Origin of the sequence: Citrobacter sp. 50677481 (genome assembly GCF_001463265.1) — a bacterium.
In the GTDB taxonomy this organism is placed as follows: Bacteria; Pseudomonadota; Gammaproteobacteria; order Enterobacterales; family Enterobacteriaceae; genus Citrobacter_A; species Citrobacter_A sedlakii.
This window is the reverse complement of sequence record NZ_LNHZ01000061.1, coordinates 271,675-289,405: the sequence shown is the minus strand read 5'-3', so window position 1 is coordinate 289,405 and position 17,731 is coordinate 271,675. Positions and strand designations below refer to the sequence as shown.

Annotated in this window: 20 protein-coding genes; 18 read left to right on the top strand and 2 right to left on the bottom strand. The window is 55.5% G+C overall.

Annotation, left to right across the window (positions count from 1 at the left end):
* Positions 1-5: 5 nt before the first annotated feature.
* The 5 genes from APU02_RS17885 to APU02_RS17865 are packed head-to-tail and all read left to right on the top strand — an operon-like array spanning position 6 to position 4,809.
* Positions 6-1,097, top strand: a complete 1,092-nt coding sequence (locus APU02_RS17885; protein WP_167333861.1) for a flagellar basal body P-ring protein FlgI — start codon at positions 6-8, stop codon at positions 1,095-1,097.
* Entirely contained in the window at positions 1,097-1,486 is a 390-nt protein-coding gene (locus tag APU02_RS17880) for a rod-binding protein (RefSeq protein ID WP_060570808.1), read from the top strand. Before APU02_RS17885 ends, APU02_RS17880 begins: the two co-directional genes overlap by 1 nt.
* 3 nt (positions 1,487-1,489) lie before the next feature.
* Positions 1,490-2,860, top strand: coding sequence for a flagellar hook-associated protein FlgK (flgK, locus tag APU02_RS17875; RefSeq protein ID WP_060570807.1), 1,371 nt, complete (start codon positions 1,490-1,492; stop codon positions 2,858-2,860).
* Between the two features lie 21 nt (positions 2,861-2,881).
* On the top strand, positions 2,882-3,796 hold the full coding sequence (gene flgL / locus APU02_RS17870) for a flagellar hook-associated protein FlgL (protein ID WP_042289093.1): 915 nt from the start codon (positions 2,882-2,884) through the stop codon (positions 3,794-3,796).
* A 5-nt stretch (positions 3,797-3,801) separates the two neighbouring features.
* Positions 3,802-4,809, top strand: coding sequence for a hypothetical protein (locus APU02_RS17865; RefSeq protein WP_060570806.1), 1,008 nt, complete (start codon positions 3,802-3,804; stop codon positions 4,807-4,809).
* Positions 4,810-4,861: 52 nt separating this feature from the next.
* Here the strand turns inward: APU02_RS17865 and APU02_RS17860 are convergent, their stop codons facing one another.
* Together APU02_RS17860 and APU02_RS17855 are read right to left on the bottom strand one after the other, a co-directional pair.
* A complete protein-coding gene (locus tag APU02_RS17860; RefSeq protein ID WP_042289092.1) occupies positions 4,862-5,335 on the bottom strand; it encodes a hypothetical protein in 474 nt (157 codons plus the stop codon).
* Positions 5,307-6,257, bottom strand: a complete 951-nt coding sequence (locus tag APU02_RS17855; RefSeq protein WP_042289089.1) for a transcriptional regulator — start codon at positions 6,255-6,257, stop codon at positions 5,307-5,309. Before APU02_RS17855 ends, APU02_RS17860 begins: the two co-directional genes overlap by 29 nt.
* A gap of 698 nt (positions 6,258-6,955) precedes the next feature.
* Between APU02_RS17855 and APU02_RS17850 the strand changes: the two genes are divergently transcribed.
* The 13 genes from APU02_RS17850 to APU02_RS17790 all read left to right on the top strand — a co-directional run bounded on the left by APU02_RS17850 (position 6,956) and on the right by APU02_RS17790 (position 17,680).
* Positions 6,956-7,831 carry a flagellin gene (locus APU02_RS17850; protein ID WP_060570805.1) on the top strand — a complete coding sequence of 292 codons (876 nt, stop codon included), beginning with the start codon at positions 6,956-6,958 and terminating at the stop codon, positions 7,829-7,831.
* 170 nt (positions 7,832-8,001) lie between these two features.
* The gene (locus APU02_RS17845; protein ID WP_060570805.1) at positions 8,002-8,877 is read left to right on the top strand and encodes a flagellin; all 876 of its coding nucleotides are present in this window, start codon (positions 8,002-8,004) and stop codon (positions 8,875-8,877) included.
* Between the two features lie 206 nt (positions 8,878-9,083).
* Positions 9,084-10,409 (top strand): flagellar filament capping protein FliD, encoded by a 1,326-nt coding sequence (gene fliD, locus APU02_RS17840; RefSeq protein ID WP_060570804.1) that lies wholly within the window; start codon positions 9,084-9,086, stop codon positions 10,407-10,409.
* 21 nt (positions 10,410-10,430) lie between these two features.
* Positions 10,431-10,823, top strand: a complete 393-nt coding sequence (fliS, locus tag APU02_RS17835; protein ID WP_042290456.1) for a flagellar export chaperone FliS — start codon at positions 10,431-10,433, stop codon at positions 10,821-10,823.
* The gene (locus APU02_RS17830) at positions 10,820-11,125 is read left to right on the top strand and encodes a hypothetical protein (protein ID WP_060570803.1); all 306 of its coding nucleotides are present in this window, start codon (positions 10,820-10,822) and stop codon (positions 11,123-11,125) included. The genes fliS and APU02_RS17830 overlap by 4 nt, the downstream gene beginning before the upstream one ends.
* On the top strand, positions 11,122-12,195 hold the full coding sequence (locus APU02_RS17825) for a flagellar hook-length control protein FliK (RefSeq protein WP_060570802.1): 1,074 nt from the start codon (positions 11,122-11,124) through the stop codon (positions 12,193-12,195). Before APU02_RS17830 ends, APU02_RS17825 begins: the two co-directional genes overlap by 4 nt.
* A gap of 13 nt (positions 12,196-12,208) precedes the next feature.
* Complete coding sequence (locus tag APU02_RS17820) at positions 12,209-12,673, top strand: flagellar basal body-associated FliL family protein (RefSeq protein WP_060570801.1); 465 nt, start codon at positions 12,209-12,211, stop codon at positions 12,671-12,673.
* 13 nt (positions 12,674-12,686) lie between these two features.
* Positions 12,687-13,388 (top strand): FliA/WhiG family RNA polymerase sigma factor, encoded by a 702-nt coding sequence (locus APU02_RS17815; protein ID WP_042290448.1) that lies wholly within the window; start codon positions 12,687-12,689, stop codon positions 13,386-13,388.
* A 13-nt stretch (positions 13,389-13,401) separates the two neighbouring features.
* The gene (gene motA / locus APU02_RS17810) at positions 13,402-14,271 is read left to right on the top strand and encodes a flagellar motor stator protein MotA (RefSeq protein ID WP_042290445.1); all 870 of its coding nucleotides are present in this window, start codon (positions 13,402-13,404) and stop codon (positions 14,269-14,271) included.
* Positions 14,264-15,181: a putative lateral flagellar export/assembly protein LafU gene (gene lafU, locus APU02_RS17805; RefSeq protein WP_060570800.1), complete on the top strand. Its 918-nt coding sequence runs from the start codon at positions 14,264-14,266 to the stop codon at positions 15,179-15,181. The genes motA and lafU overlap by 8 nt, the downstream gene beginning before the upstream one ends.
* 15 nt (positions 15,182-15,196) lie before the next feature.
* Positions 15,197-15,967 carry a C40 family peptidase gene (locus tag APU02_RS27095; RefSeq protein ID WP_275477535.1) on the top strand — a complete coding sequence of 257 codons (771 nt, stop codon included), beginning with the start codon at positions 15,197-15,199 and terminating at the stop codon, positions 15,965-15,967.
* 29 nt (positions 15,968-15,996) lie between these two features.
* A complete protein-coding gene (gene parM, locus APU02_RS17795; RefSeq protein ID WP_082636856.1) occupies positions 15,997-17,046 on the top strand; it encodes a plasmid segregation protein ParM domain-containing protein in 1,050 nt (349 codons plus the stop codon).
* Entirely contained in the window at positions 17,039-17,680 is a 642-nt protein-coding gene (locus APU02_RS17790) for a hypothetical protein (protein WP_042290440.1), read from the top strand. Before parM ends, APU02_RS17790 begins: the two co-directional genes overlap by 8 nt.
* Positions 17,681-17,731: the final 51 nt, after the last annotated feature.

Below are 17,731 nucleotides of genomic sequence, written 5' to 3'. Positions count from 1 at the left end.
CCGTAATGCGTAAAGTGGCACTTTTTTGCCTGCTCATCTGGAGCATGGGGGCGATGGCCCAGCGCCTGGGAGACGTGGTCGATATTCAGGGCGTGCGCGGCAATCAGCTGGTGGGCTACAGCCTGGTGGTGGGGCTCGACGGCACCGGGGATAAAAACCAGGTCAAATTCACCAGCCAGTCGGTGACCAACATGCTGCGACAGTTTGGCGTTCAGCTACCGGCGAAAATCGACCCGAAAGTGAAAAACGTCGCGGCCGTCGCCATCAGCGCGACGCTGCCGCCGGGCTATGCGCGTGGGCAGAGCATTGACGTCACCGTCTCCTCGATTGGCGATGCGAAAAGCCTTCGCGGCGGTACGCTGCTGCTGACCCAACTGCGCGGCGCGGACGGTGAAGTCTATGCGCTGGCGCAGGGCAATGTGGTGGTCGGCGGGGTGAAAGCCGAAGGCAATAGCGGCTCCAGTGTGACCATCAATACACCGACCGTGGGACGCGTGCCGAATGGCGGCTCCGTCGAGCGTGAAGTGATGACCGATTTCCAGCAGGAGCCGGTGGTGATGCTGAACCTCAAGCGCCCGAGCTTTAAAACGGCCAACAGCGTTGCCGTCGCGCTGAACAGCGCTTTTGGCTCCGGCACCGCGACCGCCCAGAGCGCCACCAACGTCGCCGTTCGCGCGCCGCTGGGCGCAGGCGATCGCGTGGCGTTTATGTCGACGCTGGAAGATGTGCAGATCAACGCCGGGAAGCAGCCGCCGCGCGTGGTGTTTAACGCCCGTACCGGCACGGTGGTGATCGGCGATGGCGTAGTGGTGCGTGCCGCCGCCGTCTCCCACGGCAACCTGACGGTTACCATTCGTGAGTCGTCGAACGTGAGTCAGCCGGGCGCGTTCAGCCAGGGGCAAACGGCGGTGACGCCGCAAAGCGATGTGAACGTCAACCGCGGTAGCGGCCAGATGGTGATGATCCCTGCGGGCACTAGCCTGCGCAGTATTGTCAACACCATCAATAGCCTCGGCGCCGCGCCGGATGACACGATGGCGATTTTGCAGGCGCTGCACGAAGCAGGCGCGCTGGACGCTGAACTGGTGGTCATCTGATGCTGAATGCTATCACCCGTCAAAGTGCCATTCTGCCCGGCGACATCACCGGGCAGGTGAAACCGCAAAACCTGGAGCAGGCGGCGGAGCAGTTCGAAGCGCTGATGCTGCGCTCTATGCTGTCGCAGATGCGTAAAGCCGCCGATGTGCTGGGGGAAGATAATCCATTCAACAGCAAACAGCAGCGCATGATGCGTGATTTTTATGACGATAAGCTCGCCTCTGAGCTCGCGTCGCAGCGCAGCACCGGCATCGCGCAGATGATTATCAGCCAGCTTTCACCGCAAACGACAGCGCCGCTTAAGGATGCGGGAAGTCTGGTCGCTTTAAAAGAACAGCCAAAAGAACTCAGCACGCCCGTTGTCCCGGTCATGCGTGAACAGGAGTAACCCATGAGTATGATTAATATTGCCTTCAGCGGCATTCAGGCCGCGCAGATCGGCATGAACGTAACCTCGATGAACGTTGCCAACTGGATGGTGAGCGGTTACAGCCGCCAGGGAGCGGTGCAAAGCGCTATCGGACCGATGGGTGAGGCGGGAATGAGTGCGGGGAACGGCGTCCAGGTGGACAGCATTCGGCGTATCTCCAGCCAGTATCTGGTGAATCAGGTGTGGCAGACCGGTAATAAGGCCAGCTATTACGAGACGGGGAATCAGTACATCACGTCGCTGGAAAAAGTGGTGGGTTCCGACACCACCAGCCTCGGTAACGGGCTCGATGAGTTTATCAATGCCCTGAGCGAACTGACCCAGACGCCGGAATCTCCGGCACTGCGCCAGCAACTGCTCAATCAGGCGGGGGCCCTCGCCACACGCTTTAACAGCGTGAATAACTTTATCACCAGCCAGAAAGAGTCGATTACCACCCAGCGCGGCGCGATGGTCGATCAGATCAACACCATCAGCGGCAGCATCGCCGACTACAACAAAAAGATCGCCGATATGGATTCGACCGGCGGTAACAGCAGCGTACTGCGCGATCAGCGCGATGAGCTGGTGAAAACCCTCAGTACGCTGGCGGACGTGAAGGTGACGGAGGATAAATCCGGCAGCTATACCGTTTCGCTCGCCAGCGGCCAGCCGCTGGTTAGTGGCAAAACTGCCGGCAAACTGCGCGTCGGTCAGGATGCGAACGGTAATTCGACGCTGGCGCTGAAGTTCTCCACCAGCGAATTTTCGCTCGACCCTGCCGTTGGCGGCCAGCTCGGCGCGCTGCACGACTATGAAACTGGCACGCTGCAGCAGATGAAAGACTCGGTGCAGGGCATGGCGGAAACGGTGGCGGACCTGTTTAACGATCAACTGCAAAAGGGGTTTGATCTGAACGGCAATCCAGGGAAAGCGCTCTTCACTTTTGACCCGTCTAACCCGGCGGGAATGTTGCAGGTCAATGACTTAAACCCGGAAGAGCTGGCGCTCTCCGGCGCGAAAGATGAGCCCGGCAACAGCGACAATCTGGCCGAGCTGATTGAGCTGAAAAACAAAAAAACCACTATTCCGGGTATGGGCAACATGAGCCTGAGCGAAGGGGCCGCGGCGATTATCTCCACCATCGGTATCGCCAGCCGCCAGAGCACCACCGAGATGGATGCCGCCGCCGCCGTGCGCGAGCAGGCGCAGAATCAGCGTGATAACCTCAGCGCGGTAAACCAGGATGAAGAAGCGATTAATCTTCAGGTCTACATGCAGGCTTACCAGGCGAATATGAAGGTTATCTCTACCGGTAATCAGATCTTTTCCGATCTGATGAGCATGTTTTAAGCGCGACAGGAATGATTAACAATGCGTATTAGCAGCCTCTATAACTCCAACGCCATGCTGACACAGATGGGCACTAACGGCACGCGCCTGAGCAAACTTCTGGAGCAGGTCTCCACGCTGAAGCGCATTAACGTGCCTTCCGACGACCCGGTGGCCGCCAGCCGTCTGGTGCAGCTCAACCGCGAAGAATCAGCGATCACCCAGTACCAGAGCAATATCAAACGCCTGAGCGGCGCGCTGGCGATTCAGGAGTCGAACGTCAACGCGCTCAATAATCAGCTTCTGTCGCTTAACGATAAGCTGCTGTCGGCCAACAACAGCACCCACAGCCAGAAAGATATGGCGGGCTACGGCGCGGAAATCGACTCGATGATCGACTCGCTGGTGGCATCAATGAATGCCAAAAATGAAAATGGCAGCTATCTCTTTTCCGGCACCAAAACCGACAGCAAAACCGTCACTCTGGACGAGAATGGACAATACGTTTACGGCGGCAACGACGGCACGCGTGAAACGCAGGTCGCCAACGGCGTGAGCATCACCGAAAATACCAACGTCGCGCAGGCGTTTTCCGGCTCAGGTAACGATCTGAAGGTGCTGAACGATCTGAAAGCTCTCAGCGCAAAAATGCAGGACCCGGACGCCAGCTACGCGGACTATAAAGATGAGATAGACGCCATGCTCGGCTCAGTGCAGGGCGCGCGCGATCGCGTCTCCAGTATTTTCACTGACCTCGGCGGACGCCAGAACCGTCTGACGCTGCTCGGCGACGCGCATACTGACGTCAGTGTGGCGAACCGCCAGCTGGCCAGTGAATTAGGCGATACGGATGAAGTGACGGCGACGACCAATCTTCAGCTCTACGCGCAATCGATGCAGATAAGCTACAAGACGTACAGCATGGTCAGTCAGCTTAATCTGTTCAGTATGATGTAATCACGATGCAGGTTGGTTTAAAAACTTCGTCGCTGACGACCCCCGCGTCCACCACTGCCGGACGCGGCACTATTGATGCCCCACAGACCGTTACCCGTGTTCGCATGCCGGAAGCGGTCTCTTCGCGCAGCGCGTTCCCGGAGTCGGCGCTGCTTTCCCGTCGCCCGATGCGCTATAACGTGCAGCTTAACCAGCAACTGACGGCGGTACAGCAGGCGGACAGTTATCTGGCGCAAACGGAAACACAACTGCTTCAGTTGCGCCAATCCTCCCTGCGCGGCGATGCTTCCGCCCAGGCGGCGGCGCTGCAAAAGCACCTAACCCGCCGTACGCAGCTTTCCGGGGGGACGGTCGATCGCCATCTCATGCCTTCGCTGGAACATAAAAGCAGCGTGAATTTTACGCTGCCAGGCAGTGAGAAACTCCTCAGTAACTCCGAAGGTGAGACGCTGGTGTTCTGTCTTGGCGGCCGCCAGCGTGAAATGAGCGCCGTGTCGCTGCCCGCAGAAGCATCGCCGCGCCAGATCCTGACGAAGCTGAATATTGGCCTGGGACGGCTGGGTATTCACGCCCGGCAGAGCGGGAGCGGGCAATTGCTGTTTAGCGTGGATGAAAGCCGCTGGGCGCGCGTCAGCCAGCAGCTTACAGTACGCGGTGAAGGGGGACGCTATCCGGCCGATGCTTTTACCCTGCTGTCGCCGCAGGCGGAAGCCGCCAGCAGCGATGAGGTGCTGGCGTTGACCGCAGGCCGCGAGCGGGAAGGACCGGCAAAGCTGCAAAATACTCTGGAGCACATCACCAGCCAGCGCAGCCGACTGCGCCAGCAGCAGGATCGTGTGGCGTCGCGTATCAACGATATGGCGGCGGTTTTCACGCCGCAGCAGGCGCTGGAGACGGCGCGTGGGCTGGGGGATGCGCTGGCCGGCGGTACGAAAAACTTTAGCGTGCTTTCACAGGCACTGGGCGCGCAGGCGAATGTGCGTCTGGCGACGGTGAAGAATTTGCTGGGCTAAAACCCGCCTCTCCGGGTCGGGGGAGGCGTCGTTCAGGGGAAAAAACCTTTCTTTATGAGCGTCTCAGTGGATAAAGAAAGATTGACCCGCTTTCCCCGACCACCAGCGGCTGATCGCCCAGCGAAAGCGGCTCCATCCAGAAGATGGTGTGCATCAGTTGATCCACCAGGTTGTCGACCATCAGCAGGTTCTGCGCCTTGCTGTAGTAAATCGGCGTCAGATAAAAATAGAGCCTGTTGTTTCGCCTTTGCGTCGGGGTAAAGGTGCCTTTCAGCACAAACTGGTTATCGTTCGGGCTGATGAGCGTGATCAGAATCGTGCCCCGTGTTGTTTTCAGGTGCGCGTCGTAAGTCTCTTTACTCTGCGATTTCAGATCGTAAAACCCCATCTGAAACGTGCCTTCAACGTTGGCGCCGCGCATCATTCTTGGTGATGTTAGCGCGTTCCAGACAAAAGGCGAGACCGCCACGATGAGAATGGCGATGCTCAGCAGCAGATTAATTCTCTGTACAAATAGCCATTTCATTCAGCTTTCTCCGGGTTTCGCGCAGGATCAGATTGTTGAGTTGGTTTGCATCGAGCCGCCATTGATAAACCGCCATCACCAACTGCTGCTTATCGCAGGGGCTGCTCAGCGCAAATGTATAATTCAGCATGAAATTTCGGGTGCTGAAATAGACGGTCATCGTCACAGACTGCGTTTTAATCTGCTGGTTCAGGGTATAGAGCGAGGCTTTCAGTTTGCTGTACAGGTTCTCCGCGCCGTAGGAGAGATCGCCGGACGGTTCAATCGCGTAAATATGAATATTGCTGTAAACGTTAGGCTGTACCTCTTTCGCCGTCAGGTTTCCGCTCTCCTGACGCTTCACCACCCACCATGTCAGCAACGTGGTACAGACGATGACCAGCACCACGAACAGTACAAAGGTTGTCCGGTTTGCGCGCGGCAGCGCCGCCGCAGCGACAGGAACGGTGGCTTCCTGAGCCGGTGTTTCTGGCGCTGGCGGCATAGCGGCGGATTCATTCACCCTGTCTTCAGGTACCGCCGGTTTGTTTTCCTCTTCCGTCTCTCGCTCAGCTGGATCTTGCGTAGATTCATTAACTTCACTCTCTTCCTTCTCGATTACGCGGCAATATTCCGGCTCCAGCAAATACCCTTTTTTGGGTATCGTTTTGATAATTTTTTGCTGTTTGCCGTCATCCTCCAGCGCAGTACGTAATGCATGGATAGCATTGGGAAGACTGTTATTACCGATAACACGCCGTTCCCAAACCAGGTTAGTCAATTCTTCACGTGTGAAGATTTTCCCTGCATCCTGCATCAGAATATCCAGCAGCTTGAGCTGATATTCACCAAGGCGCTTCTTTTCTCCGGTTGTTAAATGGAGGATCGATCCTGAAGGAATATCAATCAGCCAGTTATTTACAGAGCAGTAGCGTTTATTCATCGATTAGTTGATGGTAGTGACCATTCCCGTTCAGTCAGTTTGTATTGTCATAATTTAAGTTCAATGCTGTGTTATTTAATTGTTATGGCAAGCCGGGGGTTATAATGAATTGCCGCTTATGCAAAAAAGCAAGAAAGGAATAAGTTATTCTTTGCGAAAAGTTACGCATAAACTTTGAACAAAAGCGGAAGATTACCCCTTTCCCCGTGTCGTCAGCTCTAGGAATAATCTTTTCCATGGCCTCTTTTTACGCGATAAAAGTGTGATGCGCAACACCTCTGGTAGTAAAAAATCTTGCCGCTGATTAAGAAAATTAGACAAAAGTTAACTCCAATAGTTAAAAGATCTTGATGTTAAAAAAGGTCGTATTTATGTGAATCCTATGTTCATGGAATAAATCTATACCTTACGGAATAAAAGGGTTTTATAGGGGTGGTAACGGTTATCGAAAATAGTGGTTAAGTTTGCTGTTTTTTGTGTCGCCTTATATTTTGATTCTGCGCTTTTTAGTCGTCTTAGAAAAATGATGAAGAACTCCCTTACTATTATTAGCGAGGCTTATCAGATAGGCGAAATATTTTTCTTGCGGGATGTAAAGGTGGGTTAAAAATAAAATTTAATTTTTCCGTCAAAAGGCCGTTTTACTCTTCCAGTAACAATGAAAGTGCCTGACGGACAGGTCACCCAAGGAGAAAACAATGTCCCTTTCTATTTTCACCAGTGCTTCATCTATGGCGTCTACCAACGCGTTAAATAAATCCAACAGCATGCTGTCCACCGCGATGGAGCGCCTGGGTACCGGCAAACGTATTAACTCAGCGGCGGATGACGCGGCAGGTCTGCAGATCGCCAGCCGTCTTCAGGGCCAGACCAACGGTATGGCGGTTGCCCAGCGTAATATCTCCGATGCGACTGCGCTGATGCAGACGGCGGAAGGCGCGTTTGATGAAGTCAGCAATATCATGTACCGCATGAAAGACCTCGCAACCCAGGCGGCGAACGACACCAACACAGAAAAAGATCGCAATGCGATCAATGCGGAACTGAACGATCTGAACGCCGAGCTGAAGAACATCATGGACAATACCTCTTATGCGGGTGAGAAGCTGTTCGGTGACAGCGGCAAATTCGCGAAAGCGCTGAACTTCCAGATTGGTTCCTCTTCCGGTGAAACGATGGTAGTTGATCTCTCTGGCGAGCTGAACGGGACAGGCAGTGGCGCGCTGTTTACCTCTTCCGGCTTCGGCTTTGGGGACTGGGAACAGGCCGATGGCATCAACATCAGCGATGCAGATACGGCAAAAGCGATGATGGATAAACTGGAAACCGCGTTGAATGATGTTGGTTCCGTACGTTCCAAAATGGGCGCCAGCATCAACCGTCTGGGCCACACCGCCTCTAACCTGGCGAACATGAAAGACAACACCGAACTGGCGCTGAGCAATATTCAGGACGCTGACTTCGCCAGCGAGGCCTCCTCCATGACGCGTAACCAGATGCTGGCGCAGACCAGCATGTCCATGCTGAAGCAGTCCAACAGCATGTCCAGCATGGTGATGTCCCTGCTGGGCTAATCGCTCGCAGATGCCTCACAGGCCGCTCCATAGGGGCGGCTTTTTTATGGGGGAATGCCTGTCAGGATAAAAAATCGCCATTCAGCACACCGGCGATTTAATTTTCTAAACCGGCGTGCCGTTCTTATTTACCAGAGCCACTGAAAACCGATTTTAAAAAGGAATACACAATGTCACTGTCAATTTTCACCAGCGCATCTTCCATGGCATCCACCAACGCGTTAAATAAATCCAACAGCATGCTGTCCACCGCGATGGAGCGCCTGGGCACCGGCAAACGTATTAACTCAGCGGCGGATGACGCGGCAGGTCTGCAGATCGCCAGCCGTCTTCAGGGCCAGACCAACGGTATGGCGGTTGCCCAGCGTAATATCTCCGATGCGACTGCGCTGATGCAGACGGCGGAAGGCGCGTTTGATGAAGTCAGCAATATCATGTACCGCATGAAAGACCTCGCAACCCAGGCGGCGAACGACACCAACACAGAAAAAGATCGCAATGCGATCAATGCGGAACTGAACGATCTGAACGCCGAGCTGAAGAACATCATGGACAATACCTCTTATGCGGGTGAGAAGCTGTTCGGTGACAGCGGCAAATTCGCGAAAGCGCTGAACTTCCAGATTGGTTCCTCTTCCGGTGAAACGATGGTAGTTGATCTCTCTGGCGAGCTGAACGGGACAGGCAGTGGCGCGCTGTTTACCTCTTCCGGCTTCGGCTTTGGTGACTGGGAACAGGCCGATGGCATCAACATCAGCGATGCAGATACGGCAAAAGCGATGATGGATAAACTGGAAACCGCGTTGAATGATGTTGGTTCCGTACGCTCCAAAATGGGCGCCAGCATCAACCGTCTGGGCCACACCGCCTCTAACCTGGCGAACATGAAAGACAACACCGAACTGGCGCTGAGCAATATTCAGGACGCTGATTTCGCCAGCGAGGCCTCCTCCATGACGCGTAACCAGATGCTGGCGCAGACCAGCATGTCCATGCTGAAGCAGTCCAACAGTATGTCCAGCATGGTGATGTCCCTGCTGGGCTAATTCCTCCCGGCGCCGCATCAATAAAAAACACCGCTGCATAGCGGTGTTTTTGTATCCGGCGACGTCGTTTCCTCTGCCGGAAATAGCGGAAAGGGAGATTCCTCCCGTTTTGTAACCTACTGAAAATGTTTAATTAAAAAGTTGGCACGATAGTTGCTTGAATGACGTCATGTCGAACGCGACGAGCGTGCCTGGAGAAACCTTTTATGTCTGATTTTGACCCCACAACACTGGCTACACAGCTGGCAAGCTATGACATTCTGGCGCTGCAGAACTCTATCCAGACGCAGACCTCCACGCTGGCCGCGCAGAAAAAAGCGCTAACCTCGTTACGTACCGCGCTCACGGATTTTCGTACGGCGATCAAAGGGCTGAACTCCAGTTCCAGCAACGTGCTGAAGAACAGCGTCACCATGAATCAGGAGGGGATCGCCACTATCTCCGCCAGCGCCTCGGCCCGTAAAGGGACCTACAGCCTGAATGTGACGCAGTTGGCTTCCGCCCAGCAAAAAGGGTTTAGCGACCTGACGGATGAGGATATTAAAAACGCCACCGGCACGCTGACCATCAACCTGAACGGTGAAAGCATTGATATTGAGATGGACAATCTGAACAGTCTGTCCGATTTCGCCGGTGCGGTGAACAAGGCGGATTTTCCGAGCGCCAGCGGCAATACCTCTGCCACAGAGCAGAACGGCGTCACCGCCTCGCTGATGCGCGTTGACGGCAAAGTGCAACTGATGCTGAGCAGCGACCAGAGTGGGGAACAGTACGATATTCAACTCGATACCAGCGCGATGACCGGCGATCAGACTATTTTCGACAATGCGACCATCATCACCAGCGGGAAAGATGCGAAATTTACGCTCGGCGATTCGCCCCAGGAGTACAGCAGCAGCTCCAACAACCTGGACAACCTGGTGGACGGCGTGTCGATCAAACTGACCGGCACGACGGAAGTTGGCAAACCACTGGTGATTTCCGTGGATACCGATCCCACCGGGACGCAAGAGCAGATTCAGGCCTTTATCGACGCCTACAACACGCTGAAAGATACGATCTCCGGGCTGACCTCTTCCGGAAGTAATACGGACGAACGCGGTGCGTTCGCCGGTGATGCGAGCATCTCTTCGCTCTCTAATGAGCTAAGTAACATTCTGCGCCAGACCTTCGGTGATGAAAACATGACCAAATTTGGCATCACCTCCGATAAAGACGGCAAGCTCTCGTTGGACGCCGACACGCTGGAAGAGCAGTTGAAAGCCGACCCACAGTCGGTAAATAACTTCTTTAACGGCAACGACGGCATGATCAAGGCGATGGATAAATCGCTGGATAAATACCTCAATACCAGCACCGGTTTGCTGAAAGGCCGCCAGGACACGCTCGACCGCCAGCAGCGCGATATCGACACGAAAACAGAAAAAATGAATACCCGTTATGAAAGCTCCTATAACCGCTACCTCAAGCAGTTCACGCAGTTGCAGAGCATCATGACGCAGATGAATAACACCATGAGCATGTTTAGCTAATTCTAAGGGAATCTGAGCGTAATGTACGGTAACGATCGGGAAGGCTACGGCCTTTACCACCAGGAAGATCTCGCGATTCAGTCGGCGGCGGCGAATCCGCACCAGTTGGTGCTGATGCTGTTTAACGGGCTAATGGATGAATTAATTCGCGCGAAAAGTCATATTGCCGCGCGTCGCTTTGAGCGCAAGGCGCAGAGCATCAATAAATGCATCGATATTCTCAACGCGCTGACCAGCGCGCTCGACTTTGAAAAGGGCGGCGAACTGGCCCTGAGCCTGGCGAATCTCTACGACTACTGCGTCTACCGACTCTATGACGCCAGCCATAAGCTCTCTGTTGAACAGATCGAAGAAGTGGAAAACATTCTCGGCAACATCCAGGACGGCTGGGAAAAAATGGGTCAGGCTGCATGAGTTATCTCTCCTCTCTGCAAACCCTGGCAGCCACGCTGCGCCAGGTGACCGCCGATCATAACTGGCCGGCGGTACAGCGCGCCGATGGTGAAATCGCCGCGCTGCTGGCGGACATTCGGGGCAAAACCCTGAACGGCGCCGAGCAGCAGGCGCTGAAAACCCTGGCGAATATTCACCGCCAGGCGCGCGAATACTGCATGGGGCAGCTTGAGATTGTGGAAGCCAAAATGGCGCTCTCCGTGCGTAATCGCGAAGGCGCAACGGCCTACGCAGCCTTTATGGATGCGGAGGATTTACGATGATGGATCTTCTCACGCTCGCGGCTGGCGCGGGTAATGCCTCGGGATCGCCGGTGCAGGCGGAGCCGATTACCGGAAGCAGCCCGGCGGTGACAGCCGCCAGCGCTCAGACGCCAGTGGCCTTTAGCGACGCGCTGCTGAATGTGGTGAATACGCTGATGGCCGGGCAGGGGGAAAACGCGCCCGCCGTCAGCGTCAGCGCCGAGGGGATTCGACAGAAAGCGAGCGAAGAGGCGAATGACGCGACGGTGGAGGATTCCTCCCTGCTGAGAGTCGATGCGCAACAACAACTGCTGGATGCGTTGCTGATGCCGCGCCCGCAGCCGGTTAGCGTCGAAAACATGCGTACCGGCGAGGCGGCGACGACGCATTCCCTGCTTCAGCAAATGCCCGACGCGCTCAGTGGATACGCGCCTGCGCTGAACGGGGCGACAGGACTGCCGCAAGCGGTATCGGGGGCGGAAACGGCGCTGCCGGTCACGCCCGCAATGGGGAGGCAGCTTCAGGTCGCGCCGCAGCTGATGACGGCGATGACAGCGATGACCGCGGTAACGCCTGAGCTTGCTGTGCAGCCTGCTGGCACACAGAGCAGCAGTGTCGTCACGGTGAGTAACGACGCCCGCACCTCGCAGGGCGCGCCATTGAAGTTGGATACGGAAGATTCCCGCTGGACGCAGCAGCTCCAGCGAGTACTGGGCGAACGTCTGCAGGTGCAGGTGAAGAATCAGATCCAGCACGCCACCATCCGTCTTGACCCGCCGGAGATGGGCAAAATAGACATCTCGTTGCAGATCGATAACGGTCGGATGCAAGTACAAATCAACGCCAGCCACGCCGAGGTATACCGTGCGTTACAGCAGACCAGCAACGATCTGCGTCAGAGCCTGACGGAACAAAATTTCGTGCAGGTCAACGTGCAGGTCTCATCGCAGTCCGGTGGACAGCAGCAGGAGAAGGGTTCGCCTTTTGCCGAACAGCAGGCGGCGATTCAGTCCGCGCCGGAGATCGCCACAGGCGCCACGGTGGCGGATGAAACGCGCCGTAAAGATGACTCGGTATTACTGACCGTTTAACAGAAAGAACACTATGAATACAAAAACACTTTTATTTGGGGTGATTATCGCCCTTGTGACCGCCGTGATGGCGGCCGGTTTAACCGTGGTCGGCACCCACCTGCTGCGTTCCGATGAGCGCGCGACGGCGATCGATAAACTCTTTTCCTCTTCCGGGTCGCATTCGGTGGAGTTTGTGGAGATCAAAAATCTGGTGATCACCCTGAAAGGGAGCGGCCGTACGGAGCGTTACCTGCTGCTGGAACTTAACCTGGCGACCAACGGCCCGGATAACACCCGTAAATCGGAAGAGATGATCCCGGCAATTCGCGGGGCGACCGTCAGCCTGCTTTCCGATATGGAATACAGTGCGGTGCGCGCCTTAAGCGTGGGTGAGCTGCATAACAAACTGAAGACGGCCTACGAGGCGCGCTTCAGCAGCCTGAACATGAATGTACCATTTGATGACGTGATCATCAGCAAAATGGTTTTCCAGTGATTAATAAGCCGTAATGGACATGATGGATTTTATTGCCAGCGAAACGCTGACGCCCGCAGACGAAGCGCGCTACCTCAGCCAGTATCTGCCGTTGGTTAACAAAATTGTGAAACAGCTGGCATACCAGGCCAGCAGCGTGCTTGACCGCGAAGATATGGAGCAGAGCGCGCTGATGGGGCTGTTAAGCTCGCTGCGTCGCTATGGTCATCCTGACGAGCAGTTTGCCGCCTATGCTGCGCCGCGTATTCGCGGCGCGGTGCTGGACGAACTGCGTCAGCTTGACTGGCGGCCGCGTCGGCTGCGACAGAAAACGCACAAGATCAATGATGCCATTCGCGAAGTGGCGCGGCTGTTGGGCCGCCCGCCGACGTTTGATGATCTTAGCCGCCATCTTTCCATTACGGCTGATGAGTATCAGGAGTATCTGCTGCTGGATTGCGCCAAAGCGCTGGAGAGCCTTGACGATCTCCTGAGCAATGATGTGCATGCCGGGGCGCTGGATAGCCGCCCCCTTGAAGAGGAGATGATTGTCAGCCGCACGCTGCGCAACGCGCTGGCAAGCCTCGATGAACGTGAACAGTTGATCCTCACGCTCTATTACCAGCAGGAAATGAGCCTGAAAGAGATTGCCCTGGTGCTTGATCTCACCGAGGCGAGAGTCTGTCAGCTCAATAAAAAAATCGCGCAAAAAATTCAGTCTTTTTTCCAGAAGTGAAAGTGAAAGGTTTATGCAGAAATTCTTAGGTATTCTCATCATCATGGGGTGTGTTGTCGGCGGTTTTATTATGTCTGGCGGGCATTTAGCATCATTCTGGCAGCCGGGTGAAATCATCATCATCCTCGGTGCGGGCATGGGCGCAATGGTTCTGGCGAACCCGAAAGCCGTTCTGGGCGAGATGTATCGCCAGTTCCGCGGCATTATGCGCAAAAACGAGTACACCAGCGAATACCAGCGCGAGCTGCTGATGCTGCTGTATGAACTACTGGAGCTGGTGCAGGACGGCGGCCTGAAGGTGCTGGACGAGCACATCGAATCGCCGGCCAATAGCCCGTTGTTCCAGAAATATCCGCAAATGCTGCGTGATAAAGCGCTGGTCATGTTTATCTCCGATAACTTCCGCCTGATGGCGATGGGCAAGATCAACGAACATGAGCTGGAGGGGATTCTGGAGCAGGAACTCGGCGCGATGGAAGAGAACCTGCTCCAGCCGTCGCGCTCGCTGCAGCGTACCGCTGAAGCGATGCCGGGCTTCGGGATCTGCGCCGCGGTGCTCGGGATAATTATCACCATGCAGTCCATCGATGGCTCGATTGCCGTGATCGGCGTGAAGGTCGCGGCGGCGCTGGTGGGCACCTTCCTTGGCGTTTTCTTCTGTTACTGTCTGATGGACCCTGTCGCGAACGCCATGGAGCAGCGCACCAAAAAGCAGATTGCGGTGCTGGAGTGCGTGCGTACTGTGCTGGTCAACCATGTCGCAGGCAAACCGACCCTGCTGGCGGTCGACGCCGGACGCAAAATGTTGCCGATGGATTCTAAACCAACCTTTGCCACTCTCGATGGCTGGGTGAACCAGATGACGGGTATGGCCGATGCGTAATCGCGGTAAAGATCACCACACCACAATCATCAAGCGCTCGTCGCGTAAAGGGCATGAGGAGATCCATGGCGGCGCGTGGAAAGTGGCTTTCGCCGATTTTACGCTGGCGATGATGGCGCTGTTTATGGTGCTGTGGATCATGGGCGCGGTCACCGAAGAGGAGCGTAAAGAGATTGTCTCTCTGCTCAACGGCGGCGAGACGATATTTGAAGGCCATGCGATTTCGCCGATCACCCAAAAAGATGTGGGCGGCGATCTGACCATCGTCGGCAAACGCGATCCGCAGAAAAACGCGGCAGAACAGAAAAAACAGCTGGCGCAGCAGGTTAAGCAGTCGGAAAGTCTCAAAGACGTTAACACCCGTTCGAACGCCGAGATTGAGGAGCTGGCGCGCATCATTATGCAGATCACCTCCGCGTATGACGCGCAGTCCAACCTTAAAATGGAGATTGTGCCGCAGGGGTTACGCATTCTGGTTTCTGACGATAGGAAACGGGAGATGTTCCAGCGCAGCAGCGCCGTTCTGACGCCGTTCTTTAACCGGCTGCTGACCCGCTTTGCGCCGGAACTGAATAAGATAGATAACAAGATCATTATTACCGGCCATACGGACGCCACGCGTTTTCGCGATCAGGTGCTGTATAACAACTGGAATCTCTCCGGCGAGCGCGCCATGCAGGCGCGTGCAGTGCTGACGAAAGGCGGGCTCGATCCGAACAAAGTGTTGCAGGTCAGCGGCATGGCTGATCAGATGCTCCTCGACCCGAACCAGCCGCTGAGTTCTGCGAATCGCCGTATTGAAATCATGGTGTTAACGCACTCTGCCAGTGAGTCACTGTATCAGTTTTTTGGCCAGCATGGTGAGAAAATCATCAAGCCGCTGGTCGAGAAAATCTCGAAAAATCCATAATAAAAGAGTTGTCGCGTGAAACGTTTTCTCTCTTTTACTTCTGGCTTGCCCGTTCTTCGGGTACCTCTTTTTCTGCTGGCGCTGGTGCTGTTGGCAAACTCCGGATATAGCGCCGCCCGGTCTCAGCCGTCGCCGGAAAGCGCGGAACTGGCGAGGCAACAGAACCGTCTGCGGCTGATGGCTAAGGTCAAAAAGCGGACGGTGACCGTACCCTTAACGCCGGAGCAGAAGCGCCGGGACATCGAGCAAAAACGCGCGACGCGGCTGAAAAATCGCGAAATGCTGGCGATGCATTCCCGCTGGCGACCCGGCACCGTCGATGCGCTCTGGACGCGCTCGCTGAATGAAAAGGCGCCCGTGACCCGGGAGGCGCTTCAGCGCGCGGCCAAACTGCGCACGGTGATCCGCCGCCTGGAAGGGCAGCTCGGCAAACCTTACGTCTGGGGCGGTAAAACCCCCACCGAGGGCTTTGATTGCAGCGGACTGGTCTTCTACGCCTACAATGCGGTGCTGGAGCGCAAGCTGCCGCGCACGGCGAATGAAATGTATCAGGCGAATCATCTGAAGCCGGTGCGCAGAGACAAACTGCGCAACGGCGATCTGGTGTTCTTCAACATCAACCAGCGCCCCGGCGCCGATCACGTTGGCGTCTATCTGGGCGACGATAAGTTTATTGAAGCGCCACGTACCGGGCTGAAAATCCGCATTAGCCAGCTTTCAGACAATTTCTGGCAATCACATTATCTTGGCGCGCGCCGCATTCTGAGTGAAGACGCCGCGTTGTGAAAAATACCCTTTAGATTGAGATACCACCCATGACCGCAACCCGTATGAAATTCGCCATTGATGATGGCTCCACCAACGTCAAAATCAGCTGGATTGAAAACGGCACACTGAAAACCGTTGTGTCGCCGAACTCTTTTCGCAAAGACTGGAAAAGCGCCGCGCTGCTGCGCGGACAGTCGGTTTACAACTACACCATCGGCACCACGAAATACACCTACGACGCCACCTCCGATAAGGCGCTGTCGACCACGCACATCGACTACCAGTATGACGATCTGAATCTGCTGGCGGTACACCACGCGCTGCTGCAAACTGGCATGACGCCGTGCGACGTGGATATCGTGGTCACGCTGCCGATTACCCAGTTCTACAACCCGGACGATTGCCAGCGTAACGAAAGCCGCATCGAAGCGAAGCGCCGCAATCTGACGCGCGACATTTCCCTCAATAAGGGCGAACTGTTCCGTATCGTCGATGTACAGGTGATGCCGGAGAGTCTGCCGGCGGCGCTCTCGCATCTATTGAATTCGAATGTCAACGAGTTTACGAAGTCGCTGGTGATTGACTGCGGCGGCACCACGCTGGATATGGGAGTGATCGTCGGCGAATTTGACGATGTCTCCGCGATTTACGGTAACAATGAGATTGGTGTGGCGATGGTGACTGACGCCACCCGCAAGCTGCTGGCCGCCGCAGACAGCGACTCCAGCTATCTGGTGGCGAATGAACTGATCAAACGCCGCCACGATATGGCGTTTGTGAAAAGCGTGATTAACGATGAGTCGCGCATCGACGACATTCTTGAGCGCGTGGCGATTAAAATTCAGGAGCTGGGCGACCAGGTGGCGTATGAAGCGAAAAAATTCGCCAAAAACCCGAACCGCGTTTATCTGGTCGGCGGCGGGGCGCATCTGATTGAATCCGCTGTACGTCAGACTTACGCGACCCTGGGTGATCGCGTGGTGACCATCGACAATCCGCAAAGCGCGCTGTCGCGCGAAATCTGCCTGTACCATGCGGAAAGCGGCGTTGAGCAGGTGGCTGCGCCGCAGATGGTCGAGGTCGGCGACGATGAATAACAGGCAAATTCGCCGGGTTAATCTCTCCCTGCATTTGTCGCCGGAGCATTCGCGTGCGGATCTGCGCGCGATGCTGCATCTGAAAAAATGGCACGATGACATCAACCAGGCGGGCGGAAATGCGAGTGACGCCAGTATGGAGATGCGTCGTTTTCACCGTAACGTCTATCTGGCTGGGCTACAGCTGCAGATGCTGAATCCGCAGCTTTGCAGCCATATCGCCGAATCGATTGGTCGTGAAACGCTGACGCTGGAGGCGCTTTGTGCCGAACTGAGTGAAGGACAACTGCTGCCGGTCGCCGCGGCGGAGCCCGCTTCCGCCCCGCAAAACTGCCTGGAGTTCAGCAAGCCGCAGTTGCGCCAGCTGCGTGCGCTGATGTCCGACGCGATGCAACGGCAGCCAGTCGTGAAAGAGAAAGATGAGGGTGAACTGGCGGCGATGCACGATGAAATCGCACAACTGAAAGCGCTGCTGGAAAAGCAACATGTGTTGTTGCAACAACTGAAGATGATCGCCCGGACGACGCCTGCGGCGGAAAGCGCAAAAACGTCCGGGGCGGAAGAGATAGATTTAAGCACGCTTGAGGCCCAGACGCAGAAGATGAAACAGATTAAACAAAAAGGGATTTTTTGAGGTGCTCCTCTCCGTGAGGAGAGGGGTCACTAATTGCCAATATATTTCAAT